This window comes from Leucobacter sp. Ag1 (assembly GCF_000980875.1).
Taxonomy (GTDB): Bacteria; Actinomycetota; Actinomycetes; order Actinomycetales; family Microbacteriaceae; genus Leucobacter; species Leucobacter iarius.
The window spans coordinates 1-21,184 of record NZ_LAYO01000059.1 but is presented as its reverse complement, the minus strand read 5'-3'; the positions used below and the strand labels follow the sequence as shown (position 1 = coordinate 21,184).

The 21,184-nt window shown below is 71.6% G+C and carries 20 protein-coding genes and 1 pseudogene; 10 read left to right on the top strand and 11 right to left on the bottom strand.

Annotated elements, in window-relative coordinates:
- The coding region (locus XM48_RS01800; protein ID WP_046454069.1) for a class I SAM-dependent methyltransferase at positions 1 to 310 on the top strand (310 nt) is incomplete at its 5' end.
- Here XM48_RS01800 and XM48_RS01795 read toward each other — a convergent pair.
- Entirely contained in the window at positions 265 to 729 is a 465-nt protein-coding gene (locus XM48_RS01795; RefSeq protein WP_046454063.1) for a DUF3817 domain-containing protein, read from the bottom strand. The genes XM48_RS01800 and XM48_RS01795 overlap by 46 nt on opposite strands.
- 226 nt (positions 730 to 955) lie before the next feature.
- On the opposite strand from XM48_RS01795, the gene XM48_RS01790 reads away from it, so the two are divergent.
- The 5 genes from XM48_RS01790 to XM48_RS01770 all read left to right on the top strand — a co-directional run bounded on the left by XM48_RS01790 (position 956) and on the right by XM48_RS01770 (position 5,724).
- A complete protein-coding gene (locus tag XM48_RS01790; protein ID WP_231580765.1) occupies positions 956 to 3,034 on the top strand; it encodes an MDR family MFS transporter in 2,079 nt (692 codons plus the stop codon).
- A 222-nt stretch (positions 3,035 to 3,256) separates the two neighbouring features.
- Complete coding sequence (locus tag XM48_RS01785) at positions 3,257 to 3,763, top strand: PACE efflux transporter (RefSeq protein ID WP_197074121.1); 507 nt, start codon at positions 3,257 to 3,259, stop codon at positions 3,761 to 3,763.
- A 16-nt stretch (positions 3,764 to 3,779) separates the two neighbouring features.
- Positions 3,780 to 4,385 (top strand): hypothetical protein, encoded by a 606-nt coding sequence (locus XM48_RS01780; protein ID WP_046454062.1) that lies wholly within the window; start codon positions 3,780 to 3,782, stop codon positions 4,383 to 4,385.
- 50 nt (positions 4,386 to 4,435) lie between these two features.
- Positions 4,436 to 4,999 carry a dihydrofolate reductase family protein gene (locus XM48_RS01775; protein WP_046454066.1) on the top strand — a complete coding sequence of 188 codons (564 nt, stop codon included), beginning with the start codon at positions 4,436 to 4,438 and terminating at the stop codon, positions 4,997 to 4,999.
- A gap of 74 nt (positions 5,000 to 5,073) precedes the next feature.
- Positions 5,074 to 5,724, top strand: coding sequence for an SDR family oxidoreductase (locus XM48_RS01770; RefSeq protein ID WP_046454061.1), 651 nt, complete (start codon positions 5,074 to 5,076; stop codon positions 5,722 to 5,724).
- A gap of 43 nt (positions 5,725 to 5,767) precedes the next feature.
- On the opposite strand, the gene XM48_RS01765 is transcribed toward XM48_RS01770, so the two are convergent.
- The 3 genes from XM48_RS01765 to XM48_RS01755 form a co-directional block, all read right to left on the bottom strand.
- Entirely contained in the window at positions 5,768 to 7,195 is a 1,428-nt protein-coding gene (locus XM48_RS01765) for a bifunctional pirin family protein/GNAT family N-acetyltransferase (RefSeq protein WP_046454060.1), read from the bottom strand.
- Between the two features lie 89 nt (positions 7,196 to 7,284).
- A complete protein-coding gene (locus tag XM48_RS01760; protein WP_046454059.1) occupies positions 7,285 to 8,973 on the bottom strand; it encodes an FAD-binding dehydrogenase in 1,689 nt (562 codons plus the stop codon).
- 75 nt (positions 8,974 to 9,048) lie between these two features.
- Positions 9,049 to 10,842: an FAD-binding protein gene (locus XM48_RS01755; RefSeq protein ID WP_046454058.1), complete on the bottom strand. Its 1,794-nt coding sequence runs from the start codon at positions 10,840 to 10,842 to the stop codon at positions 9,049 to 9,051.
- A 77-nt stretch (positions 10,843 to 10,919) separates the two neighbouring features.
- On the opposite strand from XM48_RS01755, the gene XM48_RS01750 reads away from it, so the two are divergent.
- Together XM48_RS01750 and XM48_RS17725 are read left to right on the top strand one after the other, a co-directional pair.
- A complete protein-coding gene (locus tag XM48_RS01750; protein ID WP_046454057.1) occupies positions 10,920 to 11,873 on the top strand; it encodes a LysR family transcriptional regulator in 954 nt (317 codons plus the stop codon).
- A gap of 187 nt (positions 11,874 to 12,060) precedes the next feature.
- A complete protein-coding gene (locus XM48_RS17725; RefSeq protein ID WP_156174898.1) occupies positions 12,061 to 12,231 on the top strand; it encodes a hypothetical protein in 171 nt (56 codons plus the stop codon).
- Positions 12,232 to 12,302: 71 nt separating this feature from the next.
- Here XM48_RS17725 and chrA read toward each other — a convergent pair whose 3' ends face one another.
- The 4 genes from chrA to XM48_RS01730 form a co-directional block, all read right to left on the bottom strand.
- A complete protein-coding gene (gene chrA, locus XM48_RS01745) occupies positions 12,303 to 13,532 on the bottom strand; it encodes a chromate efflux transporter (protein ID WP_231580764.1) in 1,230 nt (409 codons plus the stop codon).
- A 105-nt stretch (positions 13,533 to 13,637) separates the two neighbouring features.
- On the bottom strand, positions 13,638 to 14,795 hold the full coding sequence (locus XM48_RS01740; RefSeq protein ID WP_046454055.1) for a DUF4192 family protein: 1,158 nt from the start codon (positions 14,793 to 14,795) through the stop codon (positions 13,638 to 13,640).
- Between the two features lie 282 nt (positions 14,796 to 15,077).
- Positions 15,078 to 15,548, bottom strand: coding sequence for a Fe-S cluster assembly sulfur transfer protein SufU (sufU, locus tag XM48_RS01735; protein ID WP_046454054.1), 471 nt, complete (start codon positions 15,546 to 15,548; stop codon positions 15,078 to 15,080).
- Positions 15,545 to 16,843, bottom strand: a complete 1,299-nt coding sequence (locus XM48_RS01730) for an aminotransferase class V-fold PLP-dependent enzyme (RefSeq protein WP_046454053.1) — start codon at positions 16,841 to 16,843, stop codon at positions 15,545 to 15,547. Before XM48_RS01730 ends, sufU begins: the two co-directional genes overlap by 4 nt.
- Positions 16,844 to 16,943: 100 nt before the next feature.
- On the opposite strand from XM48_RS01730, the gene XM48_RS01725 reads away from it, so the two are divergent.
- Positions 16,944 to 17,582 (top strand): trimeric intracellular cation channel family protein, encoded by a 639-nt coding sequence (locus XM48_RS01725; protein WP_197074120.1) that lies wholly within the window; start codon positions 16,944 to 16,946, stop codon positions 17,580 to 17,582.
- A 39-nt stretch (positions 17,583 to 17,621) separates the two neighbouring features.
- Here XM48_RS01725 and XM48_RS01720 read toward each other — a convergent pair whose 3' ends face one another.
- Positions 17,622 to 18,851, bottom strand: coding sequence for an MFS transporter (locus XM48_RS01720; RefSeq protein WP_046454052.1), 1,230 nt, complete (start codon positions 18,849 to 18,851; stop codon positions 17,622 to 17,624).
- 83 nt (positions 18,852 to 18,934) lie between these two features.
- Complete coding sequence (locus XM48_RS16780; protein WP_052961224.1) at positions 18,935 to 20,116, bottom strand: thioredoxin domain-containing protein; 1,182 nt, start codon at positions 20,114 to 20,116, stop codon at positions 18,935 to 18,937.
- A 44-nt stretch (positions 20,117 to 20,160) separates the two neighbouring features.
- Between XM48_RS16780 and rsmI the strand changes: the two genes are divergently transcribed.
- The gene (rsmI, locus tag XM48_RS01710) at positions 20,161 to 20,982 is read left to right on the top strand and encodes a 16S rRNA (cytidine(1402)-2'-O)-methyltransferase (RefSeq protein WP_046454051.1); all 822 of its coding nucleotides are present in this window, start codon (positions 20,161 to 20,163) and stop codon (positions 20,980 to 20,982) included.
- A 19-nt stretch (positions 20,983 to 21,001) separates the two neighbouring features.
- Here the strand turns inward: rsmI and XM48_RS18175 are convergent.
- A pseudogene (locus XM48_RS18175) lies at positions 21,002 to 21,184 on the bottom strand (1-acyl-sn-glycerol-3-phosphate acyltransferase); the annotation flags it as partial.

Genomic DNA, 21,184 nt, shown 5'->3' with positions numbered 1-21,184 from the left:
GCGGCCGACCTCGTCCCTCATGCGCGGCCCCTACACGGCCTACTCCCGTGCGGTGCTGCCGCGCATCGCGGGGCTCATCAACAAGTCGGCGGCCGAGGCCTACCGCTACCTGAACGAGTCCATCGAGGCGTGGCCCGCACAGGACCGCCTGGCCGCCATGCTGCGCGAGGTGGGCTTCGAGCGGGTGGCCTACCGCAATCTGACCGGCGGGATCGTCGCGCTGCACCGCGGCTTCGTGCCGCGCGAACGCGGTGCGCGTCGGCCTCAGTGCGATCCGCCGGGCGGGCCGGCGGTGAGGAGGATCGCGTAGAGGGCGACGATCGCGAGCAGGATCAGCGCCGCGAGCACCCACGGGCGGTGCAGGAACCAGCGCATGAGGCGGTCGTACCAGCGAGCGTCCCGAGGGTCGTCGGTCTGCTCCAGGCGCCAGGAACCGGCGAGGCGGCCCGAACGGTGCAGCCAGATCTCCGCGGGGATCGTCGCGTACGGGATCACCGCGCTCGCGATCGCGAGGATCGCGACGCCCGGGTTCCATCGCTGATGGATTGCGACGAGGATCGCCATCGCGCCGTAAGACAGGAAGATGAAGCCGTGGATGCCGCCGGCGATCGTCACCACCACCGGGTCGACGCCCGAGGCCCGGGCGATCAGCGCCCCGATCAGCAGGGTCCAGGTGATCGCCTCGGCGATCGCGAGCGAGCGGAACAGGCGGGCTGGTGCGGTGAACAACGGGGCTCCTCGAGTCTCGGCAGTACCCCAACGCTATCCCGCCAGGCCGCCCGATCCTCACGAACCGCTGGGAAGCTCGACACGCGATTGATTGACACTTGACAACCATTTACCACGGTGTCACTATTGATCGCTCGCAAGCAATTGCACGCCAGTGTCGGCGCCCGTCCCGCGCCAGCGGTGCCGGGCGCCGACCGTTTCCGCACCCCCATCAGAAGGACTGGCAATGTCAGAAACCTCAGCGCAGGCACCGGCCGCTCTGGCCGGCGCGGCCGATGCGCCGAAGCCGATCATGTCGCACCGGCAGATCCTGTTCGTCATCTACGGCCTCATGGCCGGCATGTTCCTGTCGTCGCTCGACCAGACCATCGTCGGTACGGCCATCCGCACCATCGGCGACGACCTGCACGGGCTCGATCAGCAGGCCTGGGTGACCACGGCCTACCTGATCACCTCGACCATCTCCGTGCCGATCTACGGCAAGCTCTCCGACATCTTCGGACGCCGACCGCTCTTCATCTTCGGCATCTCGGTGTTCATCCTCGGCTCGGTGCTGTCGACGTTCTCCACTTCGATGATCATGCTCGCCGGGTTCCGCGCCTTCCAGGGCATCGGGGCGGGCGCGCTCATGTCGCTGCCGCTCGCGATCATGGCCGACATCCTGGCTCCGCGCGAGCGGGCCAAGTACCAGGGCTACTTCTTCGCCGTGTTCGGCGTCTCCTCGCTCATCGGCCCGCTGGTCGGCGGCCTCTTCGCGGGTGCCGACCAGATCCTCTGGATCGCCGGTTGGCGCTGGGTGTTCCTCATCAACCTGCCGATCGGCATCATCGCGCTCGCGATGGTCATCGCCTTCCTGCACCTGCCCAAGGTCGCGAAGCACGAGAATCCACGGATCGACTGGTGGGGTGCGACCGCGGTCATCGTCGCGCTCGTGCCGCTGCTGCTCGTCGCCGAGCAGGGGCGCGAGTGGGGCTGGGCATCCGCGGGTGCGATCGCATGCTACGTGATCGGCGGCGTCGGCGCGATCGCCTTCGTCCTCATCGAGATCGCGATGAAGAACGACGCGATCATCCCGATGCGCCTGTTCCGCTCGAACCCGTTCTCGATGGCGACCGTCATCGGCGTGCTCGTCGGCTTCGGCATGTTCGGCGCCATGATGACGATCCCGCTCTACATGCAGATCGTCATCGGGCTGAACCCGACCGAGTCGGGTCTCGCGATGCTGCCGATGGTGCTGGGCCTCATGATCTCCTCGATGGCCGCCGGCCAGATCACGGCGCGCACGGGGAAGTATGGCTTCTTCCCGCGCACCGGCACGATCGTCACCGCGGCCGGCTTCCTGGTGCTCGCGTTCGTCACCGACACGACTCCGGTCTGGTACCTCATGGCGGGCATGTTCGTGGTCGGCCTCGGCCTCGGCCAGCTCATGCAGTCGCTGACCATGGCGAGCCAGAACGCGGTGGAGGCGCCCGACATGGGCGTCGCGACCAGCGCCGCGACCTTCTTCCGTCAGATCGGCGGCACGCTCGGCACCGCGATCATGCTGTCGGTGCTGTTCACGCTGCTGCCGACCAACATCCAGCACGCGACCGCCGATCGGCACACGCTCGACGCCGGACTCAATGCCGCCCTGAACCCCACGGTGGCGAGCACCCCGGCGAACCGGGCGATCATGGACCAGATGTGGAACCCGATCGTCGACCCGATCAAGAAGAACGTGCAGGCGCAGCTCGATGACGGCTCCGCGAAGGCGAAGGCCGCCGCGGGCGAGGCCGTGACGAAGGCGGTCACCGAGAAGGTGCAGCAGGGCGTCTCCGCCGGAGCGATCCCCGCGGAGGCCGCACAGACGGTCATCGATCAGCAGGTCGCAGCGGCCACCCCGGCCGCCGAGGAGCAGGCGCTGCAGGCGGTCGCCGACAAGGCGCACGCCAGCGTGGTCGACGGCAAGGTGTCGGTCGACTGGAGCAACTCCTCGCAGCGCGACTACTGGAGCGGGCAGCTCTCGAAGACCCTCTCGAAGGAGATCGACAAGAAGGCCTCGGGCGGGTCGAACGGGTCCAGCGCCTCGACGAGCGATACCTCGTTCCTCAACGGCGCCGACTCGCGGCTGAGCAAGCCCTTCATGGTGGGCTTCACCGAGGCCATCGTCGTGATCTACTGGATCGGCTTCGGAGTGCTGCTGCTGGCCTTCGTGCTCAGCTGGTTCTTCAAGGCCCCGCCGCTGCGGCGCACCTCCGCGCTGCAGGAGCAGGCGGACGCCGCGGGCAGGACCGAGACCGGGACCATCCGGGTGCAGAGCGCCTGAGTGCGGCTCCGGACGCACCGAGGGGCAGCGGATCGCGGATCCGCTGCCCCTCGGTGCGTCCGGGGTGCGGCGCTCGGCGCATGATCTTCGATATGGGTTGCGAATCTCTCGTTTGACAACCGGATCGGTTGCGATATGCTCAAATGGCTGGCGTAACCGCGTGCAACGAGGCGGGTCCGAAGTGACTTCTCAGCGGGCCGGCAATCATTTGGAGTGATACCCGTGACCGCGACCGGCCACATCTCCGACGCCCCGGCGTCGACCCGTCCCACCCGCCAGCTGCGCTTCTTCCAGCGACGTCCTCGGCTGCGCCGCTTCGTCTACGTCGCGGGCTACGAGGGGCTCAGCGTGCTCTGCACGGTGCTCGTGCTGAACAGTCTGCTCGGCCACGGCGGCGGGCAGTCCACGTTCACCGCGATCCTGTTGTCGACCACGGCGACCGTGTGGAACTACATCTGGAACACGATCTTCGAGAACCTCGAGCGCCGCATCGGGTCCGAAGGACGCGGAGCGACCGCCCGCGCGATCCACGCGATCGGCTACGAGGGCGGTGCGCTGCTGTTCACGGTGCCCATCGTGACGATCGTTCTGGGCGTGACCCTGCTCGAGGCCGTCGTGATCGAGGCCAGCATGCTGGTCTTCTTCCTCGTGTTCACGGTCGTCTACGCCTGGGTGTTCGACCGCGTCTTCGGTCTGCCCGCCTCTGCGCTCGGCGGCGAGGCCGCGTGAACTACGATGGGTCGGCGTGACGCCGACCCCGCCCGAGCTGCCCGCGCCCTGGACGGACCGCGGAGACGATTTCGTGCTGCGGATCAGCGCGGTGGACCTCGGGGCGCTCCTCGCTCCGCGCCGTCTCGCGATCTGGGGCGGCGTGATCCTCGCGACGCTGCTGCTCGCGCTCGTGATCGGCCTCTCCGGCGGGGACTGGGCGGTGGCGTTCGGAACCGCCGTGTTCGTCGGAGCGTCGATCGGCATCCTGATCCACCTGGCGACGCTGCGGACCCGGAGGCGCGTCCTCGAGCTCGTCCTCGGTCCCGATGCCGTGCGCGTCGGGACCGAGGACGATGGCAGGTCCGGCGGCGCGAGCGGCGGCACGACCGCGATCCCGTACCGGGAGCTGCACCGGCTGCTCATCGTCCATGACGGCGCACCGACGCGGATCCGTATCGCGACCGCCGCGGGGACTCGGCGCTGGACGATCGGTCAGCTCTATCGGCACAACAGCGTCGAACCGTTCATCGACGAGCTGCCCGGGCCGCTCGTCGAACGCCTGCGGAACGCGGGGCTCGTCGGCGGAACCGCGGTACGGCGCGGGGTTCGCGTCACGGAGTGGCGTCCGCGGCGCCGGTGACGCGCCGCCTCGACCGGGTGAATGTCGGTGGCCCCGCATACCCTGCGCTCATGGGACGAATCATCTTCGACACGGCGACCGCACTCAACGGCTGGATCGCGGACCGCGACGACTCGCTCGACTGGCTCTTCGCGGTCGAGAACGGCGACGCGCCCGCCGACGGGCTCTGGCCCGCCGGCGCCCGGGTGCTCGTCGAGGGATCGACCACCTACGAGTGGGTGCTCGAGCACGAACGGCTGCTCGAACAGCCCGAACGCTGGGCGGAGCTCTACGGCGACAAGGTCACCTTCGTGTTCACCTCGCGCGAGCTCCCGGTGCCCGCGGGCGCCGATGTGCGCTTCCTCTCGGGCGACGTCTCGGCGGCGCTGCCCCAGATCCGTGCGGCCGCGGGCGAGGGCGACATCTGGGTGGTGGGCGGCGGCGAGTTGGCCGGTCAGTTCCTCGACGCCGGCGCACTCGACGAGATCGCGCTCTCGGTCGCGCCGGTCGCGCTCGACGGCGGCGCACCGCTGCTGCCGCGGCGCCTCGACGCCGACCGGCTGCACCTGCGCACGGCGCACGCGGTCGGCCAGTTCGCCCGGCTCGTCTACGACGTGCGGCCGGTCACGGGCTGACCGCTCTCGGCGGGTTCGCCGTGAGCGTGTGCATTCCGGTTCCCAGTCCCGCGCGGCGAGCGTAGGGTGAGGGCATGGCACGCATCGTGATTTTCGGAGGACACGGCAAGATCGCGCTGCTCGCGGCGCCCCTGCTGACCGCGCGCGGCGATACGGTCACCGCGGTGATCCGCAACCCGCAGCACGCCGCGGAGGTCGCGGCGACGGGGGCGATCCCGCACGTCGCCGACGTGGAACAGCTCGATGCGCACGGCATCGCCGAGATCCTCGTGGGCCACGACGCCGTCGTGTGGTCGGCCGGTGCGGGCGGGGGCGATCCCCGGCGCACGCTGGCTGTCGATCGTGACGCGGCGATCCGTTCGATGGAGGCGGCGCAGCTCGCGGGCGTTCCCCGCTACGTCATGGTGTCGTACTTCCGGTCCTCGCCCGAGCACGGCGTCCCACCCGAGAACTCCTTCTTCCACTACGCGGAGGCCAAAGCCGCGGCCGACGAGCACCTGCGCGCGTCGGCTCTCGACTGGACGGTCCTCGGCCCCAGCGCGCTCACGCTCGGCGAAGCGACCGGGCGCATCGATGCCCGCGCCACCGAGTCCGGCGACGTCTCCCGCGCCGACGTCGCCGCCGTGATCGCGGCGACCCTCGCCGACTCCTCCACGGTGCGCAGGACGATCCGCTTCAACACCGGGCAGACGCCGATCGCGGAAGCGCTCGGCGCGGCCGAATAGCGGGGTCCGTTCCGGCTGAGCGCTCGGCGACCGCCGGCCGCCCCTACTCGGCGGGCCAGTCCACCGAGTCGTCGTACTCCGGGTGCTTGCGCAGCCAAGCGGCGACGTAGGGGCACAGCGGCACGATCCGCTTGCCCGCGGCACGAACCTCGGCGAGCGCCTCCGAGACGAGACGCGAGGCGAGACCCTGCCCCGCGAACTGCGGGAACGTCTCGGTGTGCACGAAGAGCAGCCGCTGCCCGGCGTCCCGGGGCAAGTATTCGGTGAAGCCGGCGAGCTCTCCGCCGACCGTGATCGCGTAGCGGCGCTGCTCGGGCTGGTGCACGACGCGGACCTCGGCGGCGGACGCCTTGGCGTCTGCGTGCTGCGGTTCGGGCGCGGTGTTCGGATCCTGGACCATTGCGGCTCCCCTCGAGACGAGGCTGCCGGCGGGCGCACCCGGCTGAGCCCGTGGAACCAGACGGGTGAGCGGCAGCACCGGAGCGGGGAGCGGCGGCTCCGGCTCTCCGTCGGGCAGCCCGAACGGGTCGTCCGGCGCAGCGCCCTCGATCGTGCGCTGCCAGTCGGCGCGCGCCCGCTCCACCTCCTCGTGGGTGCGTCCCACGAAGTTCCACCACATGACGATCCGCTCGGGGAACGGCTCGCCGCCGATCACCAGGATCCGCGCGCCAGAGTCGCCCGCGCGCACGCGCAGGACGGCCGCGCCGACGGGGGAGAACCCGAGCTCGTGCGCTTCGAGCGGGTGCTCCGGATCCGCTGCGGGGTCCGCGGCCGCTCCGTCCGTGCCGCCGTCCGCGGCGCCGCGCGCGAAGCGCACGGAGCCCTGATCCACGAGCACGCCGTGCTCGTGCGCGGGATCGACCGGCAGCTCGATCGAAGCACCCGCGTCGAGAGTGATCTCCGCACCGATCAGCGGCGTGTGCGTGGGGACGGGGGACGTCTCGCCGAGTAGTGATCCGAGGAACACGCTCGCCCGCCACCCCTCGCCCGTGCGCACGGGAGGGGCGTAGTGGTCGAACCGTCGATCGCCGTGCCGGGCGGCCTCGGGGAGCGCGATCCAGAGCTGCGCCCCGTGCAGCACCGAGGTGTCCGGGGTCGAGCGTTCGGAGTGGCTGATGCCGCTGCCCGCGGTCATGAGATTCAGCTCGCCGGGACGCACCATCGCGTGGGCGCCCGAACTGTCGCGGTGCTCGATCTCGCCCGTGAACAGCCAGCTCGCGGTCTGCAGACCGGTGTGCGGATGCGCGGGCACGTTCATGCCGCCCGTCGCATCGACCGCGTCGGGGCCGTAGTGGTCGAGGAAGCACCAGGCGCCGATCAGTGAGCGCTGCCGCTGGGGCAGCGTGCGGCGCACGGTCATCGCGCGGACGCCGCCGAGCGGGACCGCTCGCGGCTCGAGCACCTCGATGCCCGCGGGCGCGGGCCCGGCCGTGCAAACCCGCTCCAGGGGTTCGGGATCCTGGTCGCTCATGCGGTGCTCCGTTCTGTTCCTGCGCGCTGCCGCGCCGTCGTCCGTTGCGTTCGACCCGGTCAATCGGGGATCGATCCCGCGGGGACCGGTCACGCCCGGGCCGCGATGTCGCGACCCGCCGCTCTTCCCGAGAACAGGCAGCCGCCCAGAAATGTTCCCTCGAGCGCGTTGAACCCGTGCACGCCGCCTCCGCCGAAGCCGGCGGCCTCGCCGACGGCGTACAGGCCCGGCACGACGGAGCCGTCCGCGCCGATCGCGCGCGAACCGAGATCGGTCTGGATCCCGCCGAGCGACTTGCGGGTGAGCACGTGCAGCTTCACGCCGACGAGCGGCCCGGCCGCGGGATCGAGGATCCGGTGCGGCGCCGTCGTGCGGGTCAGCCGGTCGCCGAGGTAGCTGCGCGAGTTCCGGATGCTCATCACCTGGGCGTCCTTCGAGAACCGGTTCTCGATCTCGGCGTCGCGTTCCCGCACCACGCGCGCGACGGCGTCGGGATCGAGCAGCGGTTCGTCGGTGAGGCCGTTCATCAGTCCGACCAGTTCGGGCAGGGTCTCGGCGACGACGAAGTCGGGGCCGCGGTCGAGGAACGCCTGCACGGGGCCCGGGGCGCCGCGCCCGACCCGGGTCTTGATCAGCAGCTTGCGGTCGCGGTTCGTCACATCGGGGTTCTGCTCCGAGCCCGACAGCGCGAACTCCTTCGCGGCCATGCGACTCGTCACGATGAACCAGGAATGATCGTGCGGGGCGATCGCCGGGTCCGTGCGGAGCATCCGCAGAGTGCCGAGCGTGTCGTGGCCGGGGAGCGCCGGGGGAGGCAGCCGCCGCCCGAGCGCGTCGAGCCAGAGGGGCGACGGGCCGGGCAGGATCCGGATCGCGTGCCCGGGCCAGACCGGGGCCCAGTTGCGCACGCCCTCCGTGTAGTGCCACATGCGGTCGCGGTTCACGAGCCGGGCGCCGGCCTCCTCGGCGATGCCGAGCATGCGCCCGTCGACGTACGCGGGCACTCCGGTCACCATCTCCCGCGGCGGGGTGCCGAGTCGTTCGGGCCAGTACCGGCGCACGAGGTCGTGGTCGCCGCCGATACCGCCGCTCGCCACGACGACGGCCCCGGCGCGCAGCTCGAAGTCTCCGACGCGGTCGCGATTGGACTCGGTGCCGCGGGCCCCCGTGTGCGGCGCGAGGATCGTCCCGGCGACGCCCACGACCGTGCCGTCCTCGACGAGGAGCCGGTCGACCCGGTGCCGGTGGCGGATCTCGGTCGTCCCGTGCTCCACGGCTTCGAGCGCGGACGCGACGAAGGGGTTCACGACGCCGGTGCCGGTGCCCCAGGAGACATGGAACCGGGGTACCGAATTGCCGTGCCCGCCCGCGCGGAGGTCGCCGCGCTCGGCCCAGCCGACCATGGGGGTGAGGTCGATCCCCGCCTCGCGGATCCAATCGCGCTTCTCGCTCGCCGCGAACTCGACGTAGGCCCGTCCCCACTTCGCCGCCCAGCCGTCCTCGGGCGCGGAGCCGTCATCGCCGGGTGCGAGACGGTCCCACTGCGCGCTGCCCTGCCAGTCCTGCCAGGCGAGGTCGAAGGAGTCGCGCACGCCGAGGCGGCGCTGCTCGGGGGAGTCGACGAGGAAGAGCCCGCCGAAGGACCACCAGGCCTGTCCGCCGAGGTCCTGCGCCCCCTCCTGGTCGAGGATGAGCGTGCGCAGTCCCGCCCGCGCGGTCTCCCGCGCCGCGACCAGGCCGGAGAGCCCGGCCCCGATGATGATGACGTCAGCGTCCATGGCCCGAGTCTAGGAGCAAAGCGTGGGCGGTGGGCGATCGAGGATCGCCCACCGCCCACGGCTCGTCGGAGGCGGCTACTCGACGAGCTTGCCCTGCACCGAGTCGTCGGCGTCGGCGTACGCGAGCTCGCGGAACGAGTCGGGGGCTTCGGGCAGCGCTTCGAAGACCGGGCCGCCCTCGGGGGTCCAGACGAAGTTGCCGCGCAGCGCCTCGCTCTGCTCCGGGAAGTCGGAGCGGTTGTGGCAGCCGCGGGTCTCGCGTCGCTCGACCGCGCACTCGAGGGTGGCGCGGGCGGCGAGGAGGGAGCCGGCCAGGTCGAACGCGTGGGCGAGGTCGTCGAAGCCGGCGATGTCGGGGTGTGCCGTGACCCGGGAGGCGCGGTCCTCGAGCTCGGTCAGCTTCGCGAGGCCGGCGTTCAGGCCCGCCTCGCTGCGGACGACGCCCGCGTGCTCGGTCATGAGGTCGCGCACGGCGCGCTGCAGCAGGCGCGGGCTCTCGGCGCCGGCGTCGGCGGCTCGAGCGGTGCGGCCCGAGGCGTCCTGGCCGAGCAGGCGCTGCATCTCGGTCCGGGCCTCGGCGACGGCGGCGGGGTCGCGGTGCACGTCGGTGATGCCCGAGACGTATTCGGCGGCGTCGGTGCCGGTGATGCGGCCGTAGACGAGCAGTTCGATGAGGGAGTTGCCGCCGAGGCGGTTCGCGCCGTGGAGGCCGCTCGACGCCTCGCCGATCGCGTAGAGGCCGTCGACGCCCGTGCCGTGGTCCTCGGGGCGCACCCAGACGCCGCCCATCGAGTAGTGCGCGGTCGGGGCGATCTCGATCGGCTGCTCGGTGATGTCGAGCATCTGCAGGTCGATGAGGTTGCGGTAGACGCGGGGCAGCTTCGAGAGGATCTGCTCGCGGGGGAGGTGGGAGACGTCGAGGTAGACGCCGCCCTTCTCGGTGCCCCGCCCCTCGGTGATCTCGGTGTAGCTCGCGAGCGCGACGCGGTCGCGCGTCGAGAGCTCCATGCGCTCGGGGTCGTAGCGCTCCATGAACCGCTCGCCGAGGGCGTTGCGCAGGATCCCGCCCTCGCCGCGTGCGGCCTCGGAGACGAGCAGGCCGGCCGCGTCCGCGGGCTCGAGGATGCCGGACGGGTGGAACTGCACGAGTTCGGCATCGCGGATCTTGCCGCCGGCGAGCGCGGCGAGACGGAACGAGTCGCCGGTGTTCTCGTCGCGCCGGGAGGAGGTGTTGCGCCAGATGCGGGTGTGGCCGCCCGCGGCGAGGATCACGGCGTCGGCATGGATGACGACGGCGGAGCCGTCGACGATGTCGAAGCCGTAGGCGCCGAAGATGCGGCCGTCGCTGACGAGCAGCCGGGTGATGTAGACGGTGTCGATGATGGGGACGTTCAGTTCCCGTGCGCGGCGCATGAGGGTGCGCTGGATCTCGAGGCCGGTGTAGTCACCGGCGTACGCGGTGCGGCGGTACTTGTGCGCGCCGAAGAAACGCTGGCTGATGCGGCCGTCGGCCTCGCGCGCGAAGGGCATCCCCCAGCGCTCGAGGTCCTCGATGCCGCGGGCAGCGTTTCGGGTGACGACCTCGACGATGGCCGGGTCGGCGAGGAAGTACGACTCGCGGAGCGTGTCGGCGGCGTGCTGCTCCCAGCTGTCCTCGGGGTCCATGGTGCCGAGCGCGGCGTTGATGCCGCCCGCTGCGAGCGTGGTGTGCGCGTCATGCGCGCGGCGCTTGCCGACGGCGAGCACCTGCACGCCGCGCTCGGCGAGTTCGATCGATGCGCGGAGGCCGGCTCCGCCGGTGCCGATGACGAGGACGGAGGTGGCGAGGATGCGCTCGGTGCGTGTGCCGGAGGCGGGTGTCGTGTTCATGGAACTCACGCTAGGTTCGCCCGCGCGATTACTCCAATGAATAGATTTCATGATGACGATGCGCGTAGGCTATCGCCATGAATCTGGAGCAGTTGCGCGGTTTCGCTGAGGTCGCGCTGACGGGGCACTTCACGCGCGCGGCGGAGCACCTGCACCTGGCGCAGCCTTCGCTGAGTCGTCAGATCGCGACGCTCGAGTCCGATCTCGGTGTGGAGCTGTTCCATCGGGCCCGAGGGAACGTGACGTTGACGGCCGCGGGGGAGCGGCTGCTGCCGATCGCGAAGCGGATGCTCGCGGATGCGGAGGCGGCGCGCGGAGAGATGGCCGAGCTCGCGGGGCTGCGTCGGGGCCGGATCCGGCTGGGGGCGACGCCCACGCTCTGCACGAGCCTGGTGGTGGAGGTGCTGGTGGAGTTCCGGGAGCGGTATCCCGGGGTGGACGTCGAGATTCTGGAGCGGGGCTCGCGCAGCCTGATCGAGGCGCTCCTCGAGGGGACGCTCGACCTCGCGCTGATCGTGACGAGCGTCGGTTCGGGGGCGGCGCGCGCGGTGCTGGAGCGCGAGGCGGTGCTGAGCGAGCGGCTCGTGCTGGTGTCGTCCGCCGCGGAGCCCTCGCCGGTGCGGGGAGCGACCGCGACGCTCGAGGAGGTCGCGGCGCTGCCGCAGGTGGGGTTCCCCGAGAACTACGATCTGCACGCGTCGATGACGGCCGCGTTCCGCGCGGCGGAGCTGGAGCCGGTCACCGCGGTCTCGGGGGCGGAGATGGACGCTTCGCTGCGCTTCGTCGAGCGGGGCCTGGGCGTCGCGGTGGTGCCCGCGATGGTGGCGATCGAGCGCCCGGGGCTGCGCGCGATCCCGCTGGCCGGAGCGGAATTCTCGCGCACGGTCAGCCTGGCGCGGCGTGCCGATATGGCACCGACGCACGCGGCCGGGGCGATGCAGCGAATGATCGAGGAGGTGGCGGTCTCGATCACGGCTCCCGGTGCGCCGGCCGCCCCGTTCGTCGCGCTGGAAGCGCGCGGACGGCGCTGAACGGGGCCCGCGTGTCGCGGTGTTCGCGAGCGGAGAAACCCCCGGGATTCGTTTGATCCAGTACGGTTTCGGGCTCGTGCGGTTGGTTGCAGCTTCACGTTGAATCGGCGTCCGGCGAGTTTGGCATTAGCCTGGATCGGTGAGTACATCGTCTTTCTCTGCCCTGCCGCTGGCCGTACAGCGAATCGTGACCACGGGACTCGAGGGTGAAATCGACCAGATCAGGGGTCGCATCCGTACCGAGGAGCAGGCCTCCGCCCCGAATCGCGAGGCCATCGAGGCCTGGCAGAACGACATCAAGCGTGTCGACGAGCTGCTCGGTTCCTTCCAGGTCAGCAGCGGAGCGCACCGCCGCTGAGCGTTCGGCCCGCCCACGGTGGGGGCTCGGCGCCCGGAGCCGTGACCCGACCGCGCCCGTCGGGCGAATCGTCAGCCGGCGAGCCCGCGGGATACTGCGTCTGCGGCCGCACCGAGCAGCCCTGAACCGAGCACGACCGCCCAGGGCGGAACGCGACGTGCCGCAATGGTCGCCAGCGCGAGCATCGAGAGCGCGATCGAGGGGACCTGCGGAGCCCCGTCCGGGAACCAGGATGCGGCGATCGCGCCGACCAGCGCCGCTGCGAGCAGGCCGACGACGGCCGCAGTGACGGCGCGGAGCGCGCGGTGCACCGCGGCGAAGCCGCGGACCCGGGACCAGAAGGGCAGCACTCCGACGAGGAGCAGCGCCCCGGGCAGGAAGATCGCGATCGTGGCGACCGCGGCGCCGATCGCTCCGCCGGGAGGGATCGCGCCCGCCGCCCCGAGGTAGCTCGCGAAGGTGAACAGCGGTCCCGGTACCGCCTGTGCGGCTCCGTATCCGGCGAAGAAGCTCGACGGTGAAACGGCGCCGCCGTCCACGAACGCGGCCTGGAGCGTCGGCAGCACGGCGTGGCCGCCGCCGAAGACGAGGGCGCCGGCGCGGGAGATCGAGTCGATGCCCGCGAGGGCGGCACTGCCGCTGAGAGACGCAAAGACCGGCAGCGCGAACAGCAATCCGAAGAACAGGGCGAGCGAGGTCACCGCGGTGCCTGTTCTGAGGGGAGCCCGGAACGAAGCATCGTCCGATGCCGATCGCTCCGAACCGCGGTTCGGTCGACCGGTGCGCTCGGTGCGGCAGGCCCCGACGGCCCCGGCGACCGCGATCGCGATGACCGGGGTGAGGGGATGCGGGAATGCGACCGTGCAGAGCATGGTGAGTGCTGCCAGGAGAAACCCGAAGCCATCGGCTGCGAAGGTGCGGGCCATGCCGACCACCGCCTGGACGATGATCGCGACCGCAGCTGCCCCGAGTCCGAGGAGCCAGCCGGTGCCGAGCGTCGCGGAGATGGCCGGCGCGCCGACCGCGAAGGCGGCCATGAGCACGGCGGAGGGCAGCGTGAAGCCGATCCAGGCTGCGATGAGACCGCGCATGCCCGCTCGGTGCAGCCCGATTCCCATGCCGAGCTGGCTCGATGCCGGACCGGGGAGGAACTGGCACAGGGCGAGCAGTTCGCCGAAACCCACCTCGGTGATCCAGCGTCGTCGCACCACGAAAGCCTCGTGGAAGTAGCCGATGTGCGCGCTCGGTCCGCCGAACGAGGTGACCCCCAGGAGCAGGAAGACGCGGAAGACCTCGAACACGAACCCAGTCTGCACCGGATCGACCGAGCGGTGCGGCCGGCCAGCGCTCATTCACCGCGCGTTCACGGAGTCGAGAGTTATTCGGCTCCGGCGACGATGAGGCGCTCACGCTGCGATTCGAGAGGGTCGTGATCGGACCGCCCACTCGGCGACCGGGTCGAGCGTGAGGAAACGCTGGGCAAGGCGGACCAATGCGTGCTCGGGATCGAGTTCCAACGCCTCGTCAATGCGCCGCTCGGCGACCGACGGCATCCCGCAGAGCCACCAGAACCATCCGATGAGCGACAGGGGCCCAGCGCGCCACTCTGCGGGAAGCTGCGACGTCGCATCGCTCAGGATCGGCAGGACGGCTCGGAGACGAGTACGCATTCGAGGCGTCGAGACGATGTCGGATAGGAGGTTCCAGATCGACACTGCTTCGCCGCCGCCCCGTCCTGCGGCGGAGGTGCGATCGACGCAGGTCGCCGCGAGCGCCGACGCGCCATAGGTGTGCACGACGGAGTCGATGAGCACCCGGTCCGAGACGGCGACCATGGCGAACACGAACCATCCCTGCGGCGTCGAGACGGCCTGCGCGAACCTCGCGCACCACTCAGCGGTCGTCGCGAACCCGGGAGCCTCGGCTGCTTCGAGCAACTCGATGGTCTCGTCGGCCCAGGTTTCAGAGGCGGCCGGCGGCCAGGGCGCCCCGAGCCCGAGCTCCGCGCAACGCGCGGTGACCTCGGCGGCGAGGTCGGGCCGACACACGGGGAGGGCGCCGGGGTCGGAGGGGAGCTCGGCGGGATCGAGCCCCAGCGCCGCACGAGAGGCCTCGATCTGACTCAACGGACGCATCGCGCGTGCGTCGGAACGCTCGAGGAACCCGATCCAACCGTCTGCGGCCATGCAGGCGAGTTCGCGGGGAAACCAGCCCGATCGTCGAAGCCGACGCAGGAGCTGATCGGCGAGCGTGCGGAATGGTGCCTCGCCGCGCAGCCCGAAACGCTGATCGGTCACGATGACCACCGCGGGTTCGCGGTCGATTGAGCCGGAGCGTTCGAGCAAGGAGAGCACCGACTCCACAAGCGCGGTCGCGACGCCCGGCGTGTGTTCGCGGGGGAGTGGAATCCGAGCGGCGACCCCGGCGCGGGAACGCGCGAAGTCGACGATGAGTAGGCAATTGCGCGGCACCTCGCCGACCAGCCAGGGCAGGGCGGCGAGGAAGTCCGCGGTGGTGCGGCAGCGGGTGATCTGCGGGCCTTCGGGAGTGGGATCGGTATGCATGCCCTCGATCCTGGACGCGCGTGTCCCGATCGGCTGACCCATCCACAGGCGGAATCCGGGAGGACACGCGTTATCCGGCGCAGATGCGTGCTGTTGAAGGCGATTGGGTGAACTCTGGCGGAGAGTCTCCGGCCCCCGACGCGCGCATTTGCCGTCGAGTGAACGCTTGTCCACGAAATGAGCTCGCTTTTCATGTACAAGCGTTCACTCGACGGGCCCCGGGCCCGGGCCGGGCCTGGGCCCGAGGGGCGCGGGCACACGACCCCGCGAGAATCAGCGCGGCTAGGCGCGCTGCGACTCGACCTGGCGCAGGTCGGCCTCCAGGGCGACCCAGGCGAGCATCGCGCACTTCACGCGCATCACGAACTTCGAGACGCCCTGGAACGCGACCGCGTCGCCGAGCAGGTCCTCGTCGGGCTCGATCTCGCCCCGGGACTGGATCATCTCGCGGAACGCGTCGATCCGCTGCTGCGCGGTCTCGAGCGTGAGCCCCTCGTCGCGCGCCATCTGCGACAGCACGGACGCCGAAGCGGTCGAGATCGAGCACCCCTGGCCCTCCCACGCGAGCGAATCGATCGTGCCGGTCTCGGGGTCGACGGCGATCCGCAGCGTGATCTCGTCGCCGCAGCTCGGGTTGAACTCGTGATGCGAGGCGGTGAGGTCGCCGTCGCCGCCCGCGAGCTCGCCGCGACCGATCGGCCGCTTCGAATGATCCAGGATCAGCTCCTGGTACAGCCCGTCGAGTCCGCTCATCGGGAGACCTCCACTCCGAAGTACCGCTGGGCGCCGCGGAGCGCGTCGAGGAAACGATCGATCTCGTCCTCGGTCGTGGTCAGGTGAACGCTGGCGCGGGTGCTCGACGCGATGCCGAGCGCTCGGTGCAGCGGCTGCGCGCAGTGGTGGCCCACGCGTACCAGGATGCCCTGCTCGTCGAGGAACTGGCCCACGTCGTGCGCGTGCAGGCCCTCGACCGATACCGACGCGAGCGCGACGCGATCCCGGGTGCCCTGCGGACCGAGCAGCCGGATCCCGGGCGTCTCGAGCACGCCGGCGACGAGCCGCTCGACGAGCTCGTGCTCGCGGGCCGCGGAGCGGGCCATGCCCACCTCCGCGGCGAAATCGAGTGCGGCACCGAGCCCCACGGCCTGCGACACCGGCTGCGTGCCGGCCTCGAAGCGGTGCGGGGCGGGCAGGAAGTCGGCGCTCTCCATCGTGACCCGGGTGATCGTCGAGCCGCCCGTGCGCGCCGGGGGCAGCGCGTCGAGCATCTCGGGCCGGCCGTACAGCACCCCGATGCCGTTGGGACCGAGCGCCTTGTGCCCCGAGAAGGCGGCGAAGTCGATGCCGAGCTCGGCGAAGTCGACGGGGATGTGGGGCACCGACTGGCAGGCATCGAGCACGGTCACGGCGCCGACCTCGCGGGCGAGCGCGGCGAGCTCGGCGACGGGTGCCACGAAGCCGGTCACGTTCGAAACGTGGGCGAACGCGAAGATCCGGGTGCGGGGGTTCAGCGCGGCCCGCGCGTCGTCGAGGGTCCAGGTGCCGTCCTCCCGCGCGGGGATCCAGCGCAGGCTCGCGCCCGTCTTCGCGGCGAGCCGCTGCCAGGGGATGAGGTTCGCGTGGTGCTCCGCCTCGGTGACCAGGATCTCGTCGCCGGGCGACAGCGCGAAGCGCTCCGAGCCGGGCAGGCCGAGCCCGGCGTTCGCCTCGCCGATGCCGAGCGCGACGATGTTGAGCGCGTCGGTCGCGTTCTCGGCCCAGACGATCTGCTCGGCGGAAGCCGCGCCGACGAAGCGGGCGACGGTCGCCCGCGCGCCCTCGAACGCCTCGGTCGCCGCGCCGACGGCCCCGCTCGTGCCGCGGTGCACCGCCGCGTTCGAGTGCTCGAGGAATGCCCGTTCCGCGTCCAGCACCGCCGCGGGCCGTTGCGACGTCGCGGCGGAGTCGAGGTAGGCGACCGGTCGGCCGTCGACCCGGGGGAGGTCTGCGAAGTACGGGAAGGCCGCGCGGAGTTCGGCGACCCCGTCGGCGGTGAGAGGAGGCAGCATTCCTCCATTCTCCCACTCGCACCGCGGTGTTCCGCTCGGAGCGGAACACCGGGCGTCATGCGGAGCCGCGCTGCGCGGAGACGGCTCTAGGATTGACCGGGTGACCGCTGCCGTGCTGTACGAGATCCTGCAACTCGCGGGAATCCTGGCCTTCGCCATCTCGGGCGCCCTCGTCGGCGTCCGCAGGGGCCTCGACATCCTCGGCGTGATCGTGGTCGGCAGCTTCACCGGCGTCGGCGGCGGGATCCTGCGCGACATGCTGCTCGGTGTGCATCCGCCGGTGTCGTTCACGCATTGGCCCAACCTGGCGGTCGCGGTGGCCGGCTCGCTCGCCGTGTTCTTCGTGCACCCGGGGATCACCCGGATCCGCTACTTCGAGGTCGTGTTCGACGCCTTCGGCCTGGGGCTGTTCACCGCGAACGGCGCGGCGATCGCGTTCGCCTCGGGTCAGACCCCGCTCACCGCGATCCTCGTCGGCACTATCACCGCGATCGGCGGCGGGGTGATCCGGGACGTGCTGGTCAACACCGTTCCGGGAGTGCTCACGCGTGAGCTGTACGCGGTCTCCGCGATCCTGGGCGCGGGCATCGCGGTCGGGGTCGTCGCGCTCGGCGGCAGCGAGACGCTCGCCACGGTGATCGGCGGCGCGTGCGCGATCGTGCTGCGCCTCGCCTCTCGGAAGCTGGGCTGGCACCTGCCGAAGCCCCGCATGCGCGAGACGCCCGCGACCGGAGCCTGAGCGAGGGGGCCCGGTGAGCCCGGGATCGGCGGGCCCGGATCAGTGCGCCGAGCGCCGCTCCGACTCGGGCGTGAGGAACCAGTTCGCGATGCCCGAGGCGAGCGCCAGCGCCGCGGCGACCAGCGGCACCACGAGCGCAGCCGACGTGCCCGCCTGCTCCGCGGCGGTGCCCGTGATCGCGGAGGCCGCGGACTGGCCGACGACGATGCCCGAGCCGAGCATCGTCATCACGGTCGCCGAGCGGCCCGCGGGGCTGCGCAGTGCGCCGAGGCTGTACATGGTGACGAGTAGCGGTCCGATGCCGATTCCCATGAGCGCGAGGCTCGCGAGCAGCCGGGGGATGTCGTGCGCGGTCTGCAGCAGCAGCGTTCCGGCGAGGATCATGACCGCGCACACCGGCCAGCGCAGGCGCAGCGTGAAGCTCGGGGGCAGCATGGCGATGGCGATGGCGAAGATCGCGGACCCGACTCCCATGACGCCGTAGAGGATCCCGGCCTGCTCGACCGCGCCCCGATCCTGCATGAACGAGGTGAGCCCGGTGAGCGTCGAACCGAAGAGCACGCCGACGGTGGCGATGCCGATGACCACGATGAGGAGGCGGGGCCGCCACAGCTCCGACACCGGTGCGAGGGTCGCCGCCCGCTCCTCGGCGGACTTGGCCGGCGCGCTCGTGCGGTGCAGCGCGAACAGGGTGATGAAGATCGCCGTGAGCACCGCCGCACCGATGACCGGCGCGCCCGCGCCGAACCAGGTGGCGAGGAGCCCGACGACCACGGGGCCGAAGACGAAGATCGCCTCGTCGACCGCGGACTCGTAGGCCATCGTCGTGCTCATGACCCGGGGACGGCGCGCGACCGGGAGGTCGCCGACCAGCGTGACGAGGCGGGAGCGCGACATGGGCGAGGCCTGCGGCGCCGAGGCGCCGACGAGGAACGCGCCGACGAACATGGCCCAGACGGGCAGCTCGCTGTACGCGAGCCAGGCGAAGAGCAGCAGTGCGACGCTGTTGACGGCCCCGGCGATGAGCAGGGTGGGACGCTGGCCGAAGCGGTCGGCGGCTGCGCCGATGAGCGGGCCGACGCAGGCCGTGCCGAGGCCGACCATCGCGGAGTTGATGCCGCCGAGTTCGACCGAGCCGCGCGCCGCCACCACGAGGGTCAGCACGCCGATCACCATCATGGCGAAGGGGAGGCGCGCCACCATGGCGAGCGGGAAGTACCCGAGCCCTGCGAGGGAGACGAGGGTCGGGGACTGAGGCGATTTGTGCATAGCCGACCGAGTATAGCAGCGCGGTCCCGTCGCCCATCGGGCGATGGGCGGCGGGACCGCGACGGGTGCTCGGGGCGGGACCCCTACTGGGCGGGCAGCGCGACGCCCTGCTCGGTCAGGAACGCCCGGAACGCGGCGGCATCGTTGGGAGCGCCCGTGAACGGCACGCCGTTCACAACGGCGAAGGGGGTGCCGGTCACCGCCAGCTGCGGATCCACCGCGTTCGGCACGTGCGTGGACAGCGTGTACTGGTTCATCGCCTGGGCGAACGGCACGAAGCGCTGGTCGGTGATGCACGACTTGAGGGCGGCGCTCGCGCCGCCGGTCGCGCGCTCGACCTGCGCGATCAGCTGCTCGTCGGTGAGGCCGCCCGTGTTCTCGGGAGGCTGCACCTCGGCGGTCAGCAGCGATCGGTACAGCGGCCAGGCGCCCTTGGGATCCTCCTGCACCGTGCAGGCGAACGCGCCCGCCGCGCGCGACGAGTACTGGGTGCCGGCCGACACCTTGTCGAGGAAGGTCAGCGGGTGCACCTCGAGGGTCGCGGAGCCGCTCTGCACGACCTGCTGCAGGAGATCGGCGTTCGTCTCCTCGAAGATGCGGCAGACGGGGCAGCGGAAGTCGACGTAGAGCAGGACGTCCGCGGTCTTGCCGTCGCGCGCGACCTTCGAGGGGACCGGGGTCTCACCGGAATCGAGCGCCGGGGTCTCGGCCGGGACCAGATCCTTGCCGAACACGACGCCGCCGCTCTGCATCCCTGCGGGTCCGGACGCGTCCGCGCTCGGCGAGGCGCCCCCGGAGCCGTCGTTCCCCTGGGACCCGCTCGACGACTCGGAACCGCCGGAGCCCTGGATCATCGCCTGCCCGACGCCCACGACGAGGGAGGCGCCGAAGAGCGCGATGCCGAGCACCATGGCGAGCGCGCCGGTGATGATGCCCGAGAGGGAGAAGCCCTTCGGCTGCTTGCGCACGAGCGCGACGATGCCGAGCACGAGGCCGGCGAGACCGACGAGGATCGCGAGCCCCGAGACGGCGGCGGCCGCGAAGCCGCCGACCGCGGCGAGCACGACGATGGCTCCGAGGCCGAGCAGCAGGCCGAGCGAGCCGAGCACCAGCGCCGCCGTCGACAGTCCGCTCCTGCTCTGCGCCGCCGCGGCGTAGGGGTGGGGCGGCGGAACGGGCGCACCGGGCGGAACGGACGCACCGGGCTGCGGCGAGGGAACGGGCGAGGGCTGCTCGTCGGGAGTCGGAGGCTGGGAATCGCTCATGGCGGCAATTCTGCCAGGCGGAGCTGCGCGCCTACGATTGACGCATGCTCATCATCGCGGGGACCCCCATCGGCAACCTCGGGGACGCGTCGCAGCGCCTGCGCGACACGCTCGCCTCGGCCTCCGCGATCGCGGCGGAGGACACGCGGCACACCGGGCAGCTGCTGCGCCTGCTGGGCATCGAGAGCCGTCCGGAGCTGATCGCTCTGCACGACCACAACGAGCGCGACCGGGCGGCCTCGCTCGTCGAGCGGGCCGAGCACGAGGACATCGTGCTCGTGAGCGACGCGGGCATGCCGACCGTGTCGGATCCGGGCTTCCGCGTGGTGCAGCTCGCCGCCGAGCGCGGGGTGCTGGTCACCTCGGTGCCCGGGCCGAGCGCCGTGCTCACCGCGCTCGCGGTCTCGGGGCTCCCGACCGACCGTTTCGCGTTCGAGGGATTCCTACCGCGCAAGTCGGGGGAGCGCGCCCGCGCCCTCGCCGCACTCGCGCCCGAGCGGCGCACCCTCGTGTTCTTCGAGGCGCCGAGCCGGATCGCGGACGCCCTCGGAGCCATGGCGGAGGCCTTCGGCCCCGAGCGGCCCGCGGCCGTCTGCCGCGAGCTGACCAAACTCCACGAGGAGGTGCGTCGCGGCGGGCTCGCCGAGCTCGCGAGCTGGGCCGAGGACGGGGTGCGCGGCGAGATCGTCGTGGTCGTGGCCGGAGCGCCCGAGACCGTCGCCTCGCCGGCCGACGCGCTGGCCGAGGTGCAGCGTCGCGTCGCGTCGGGCGATCGGCTCAAGGACGCGTCCCGCGAGGTCGCCGCGGCGACCGGACTGTCGGCGCGCGAGCTCTACGCCGCCGCGCTCGCCGCACGGAGCGCCTGAACCGTCCGGACGATCCCGGCTACGCCCCGCGGCCGCCGGCCGCGTAGTCGTCCGCGGGCTCCTGGCCGCTGAGATCCCGGATCGCGGCCATGATCCGCTCGGTCGCCTCCCTGCGCGCGCGCCCGCCGGGCAGCCCGGTCAGATCGTCGAGCGGGATCGGCGCGCCGAACCGAAGCTCGACGCGCGGCGCGCGCCCGGTCGC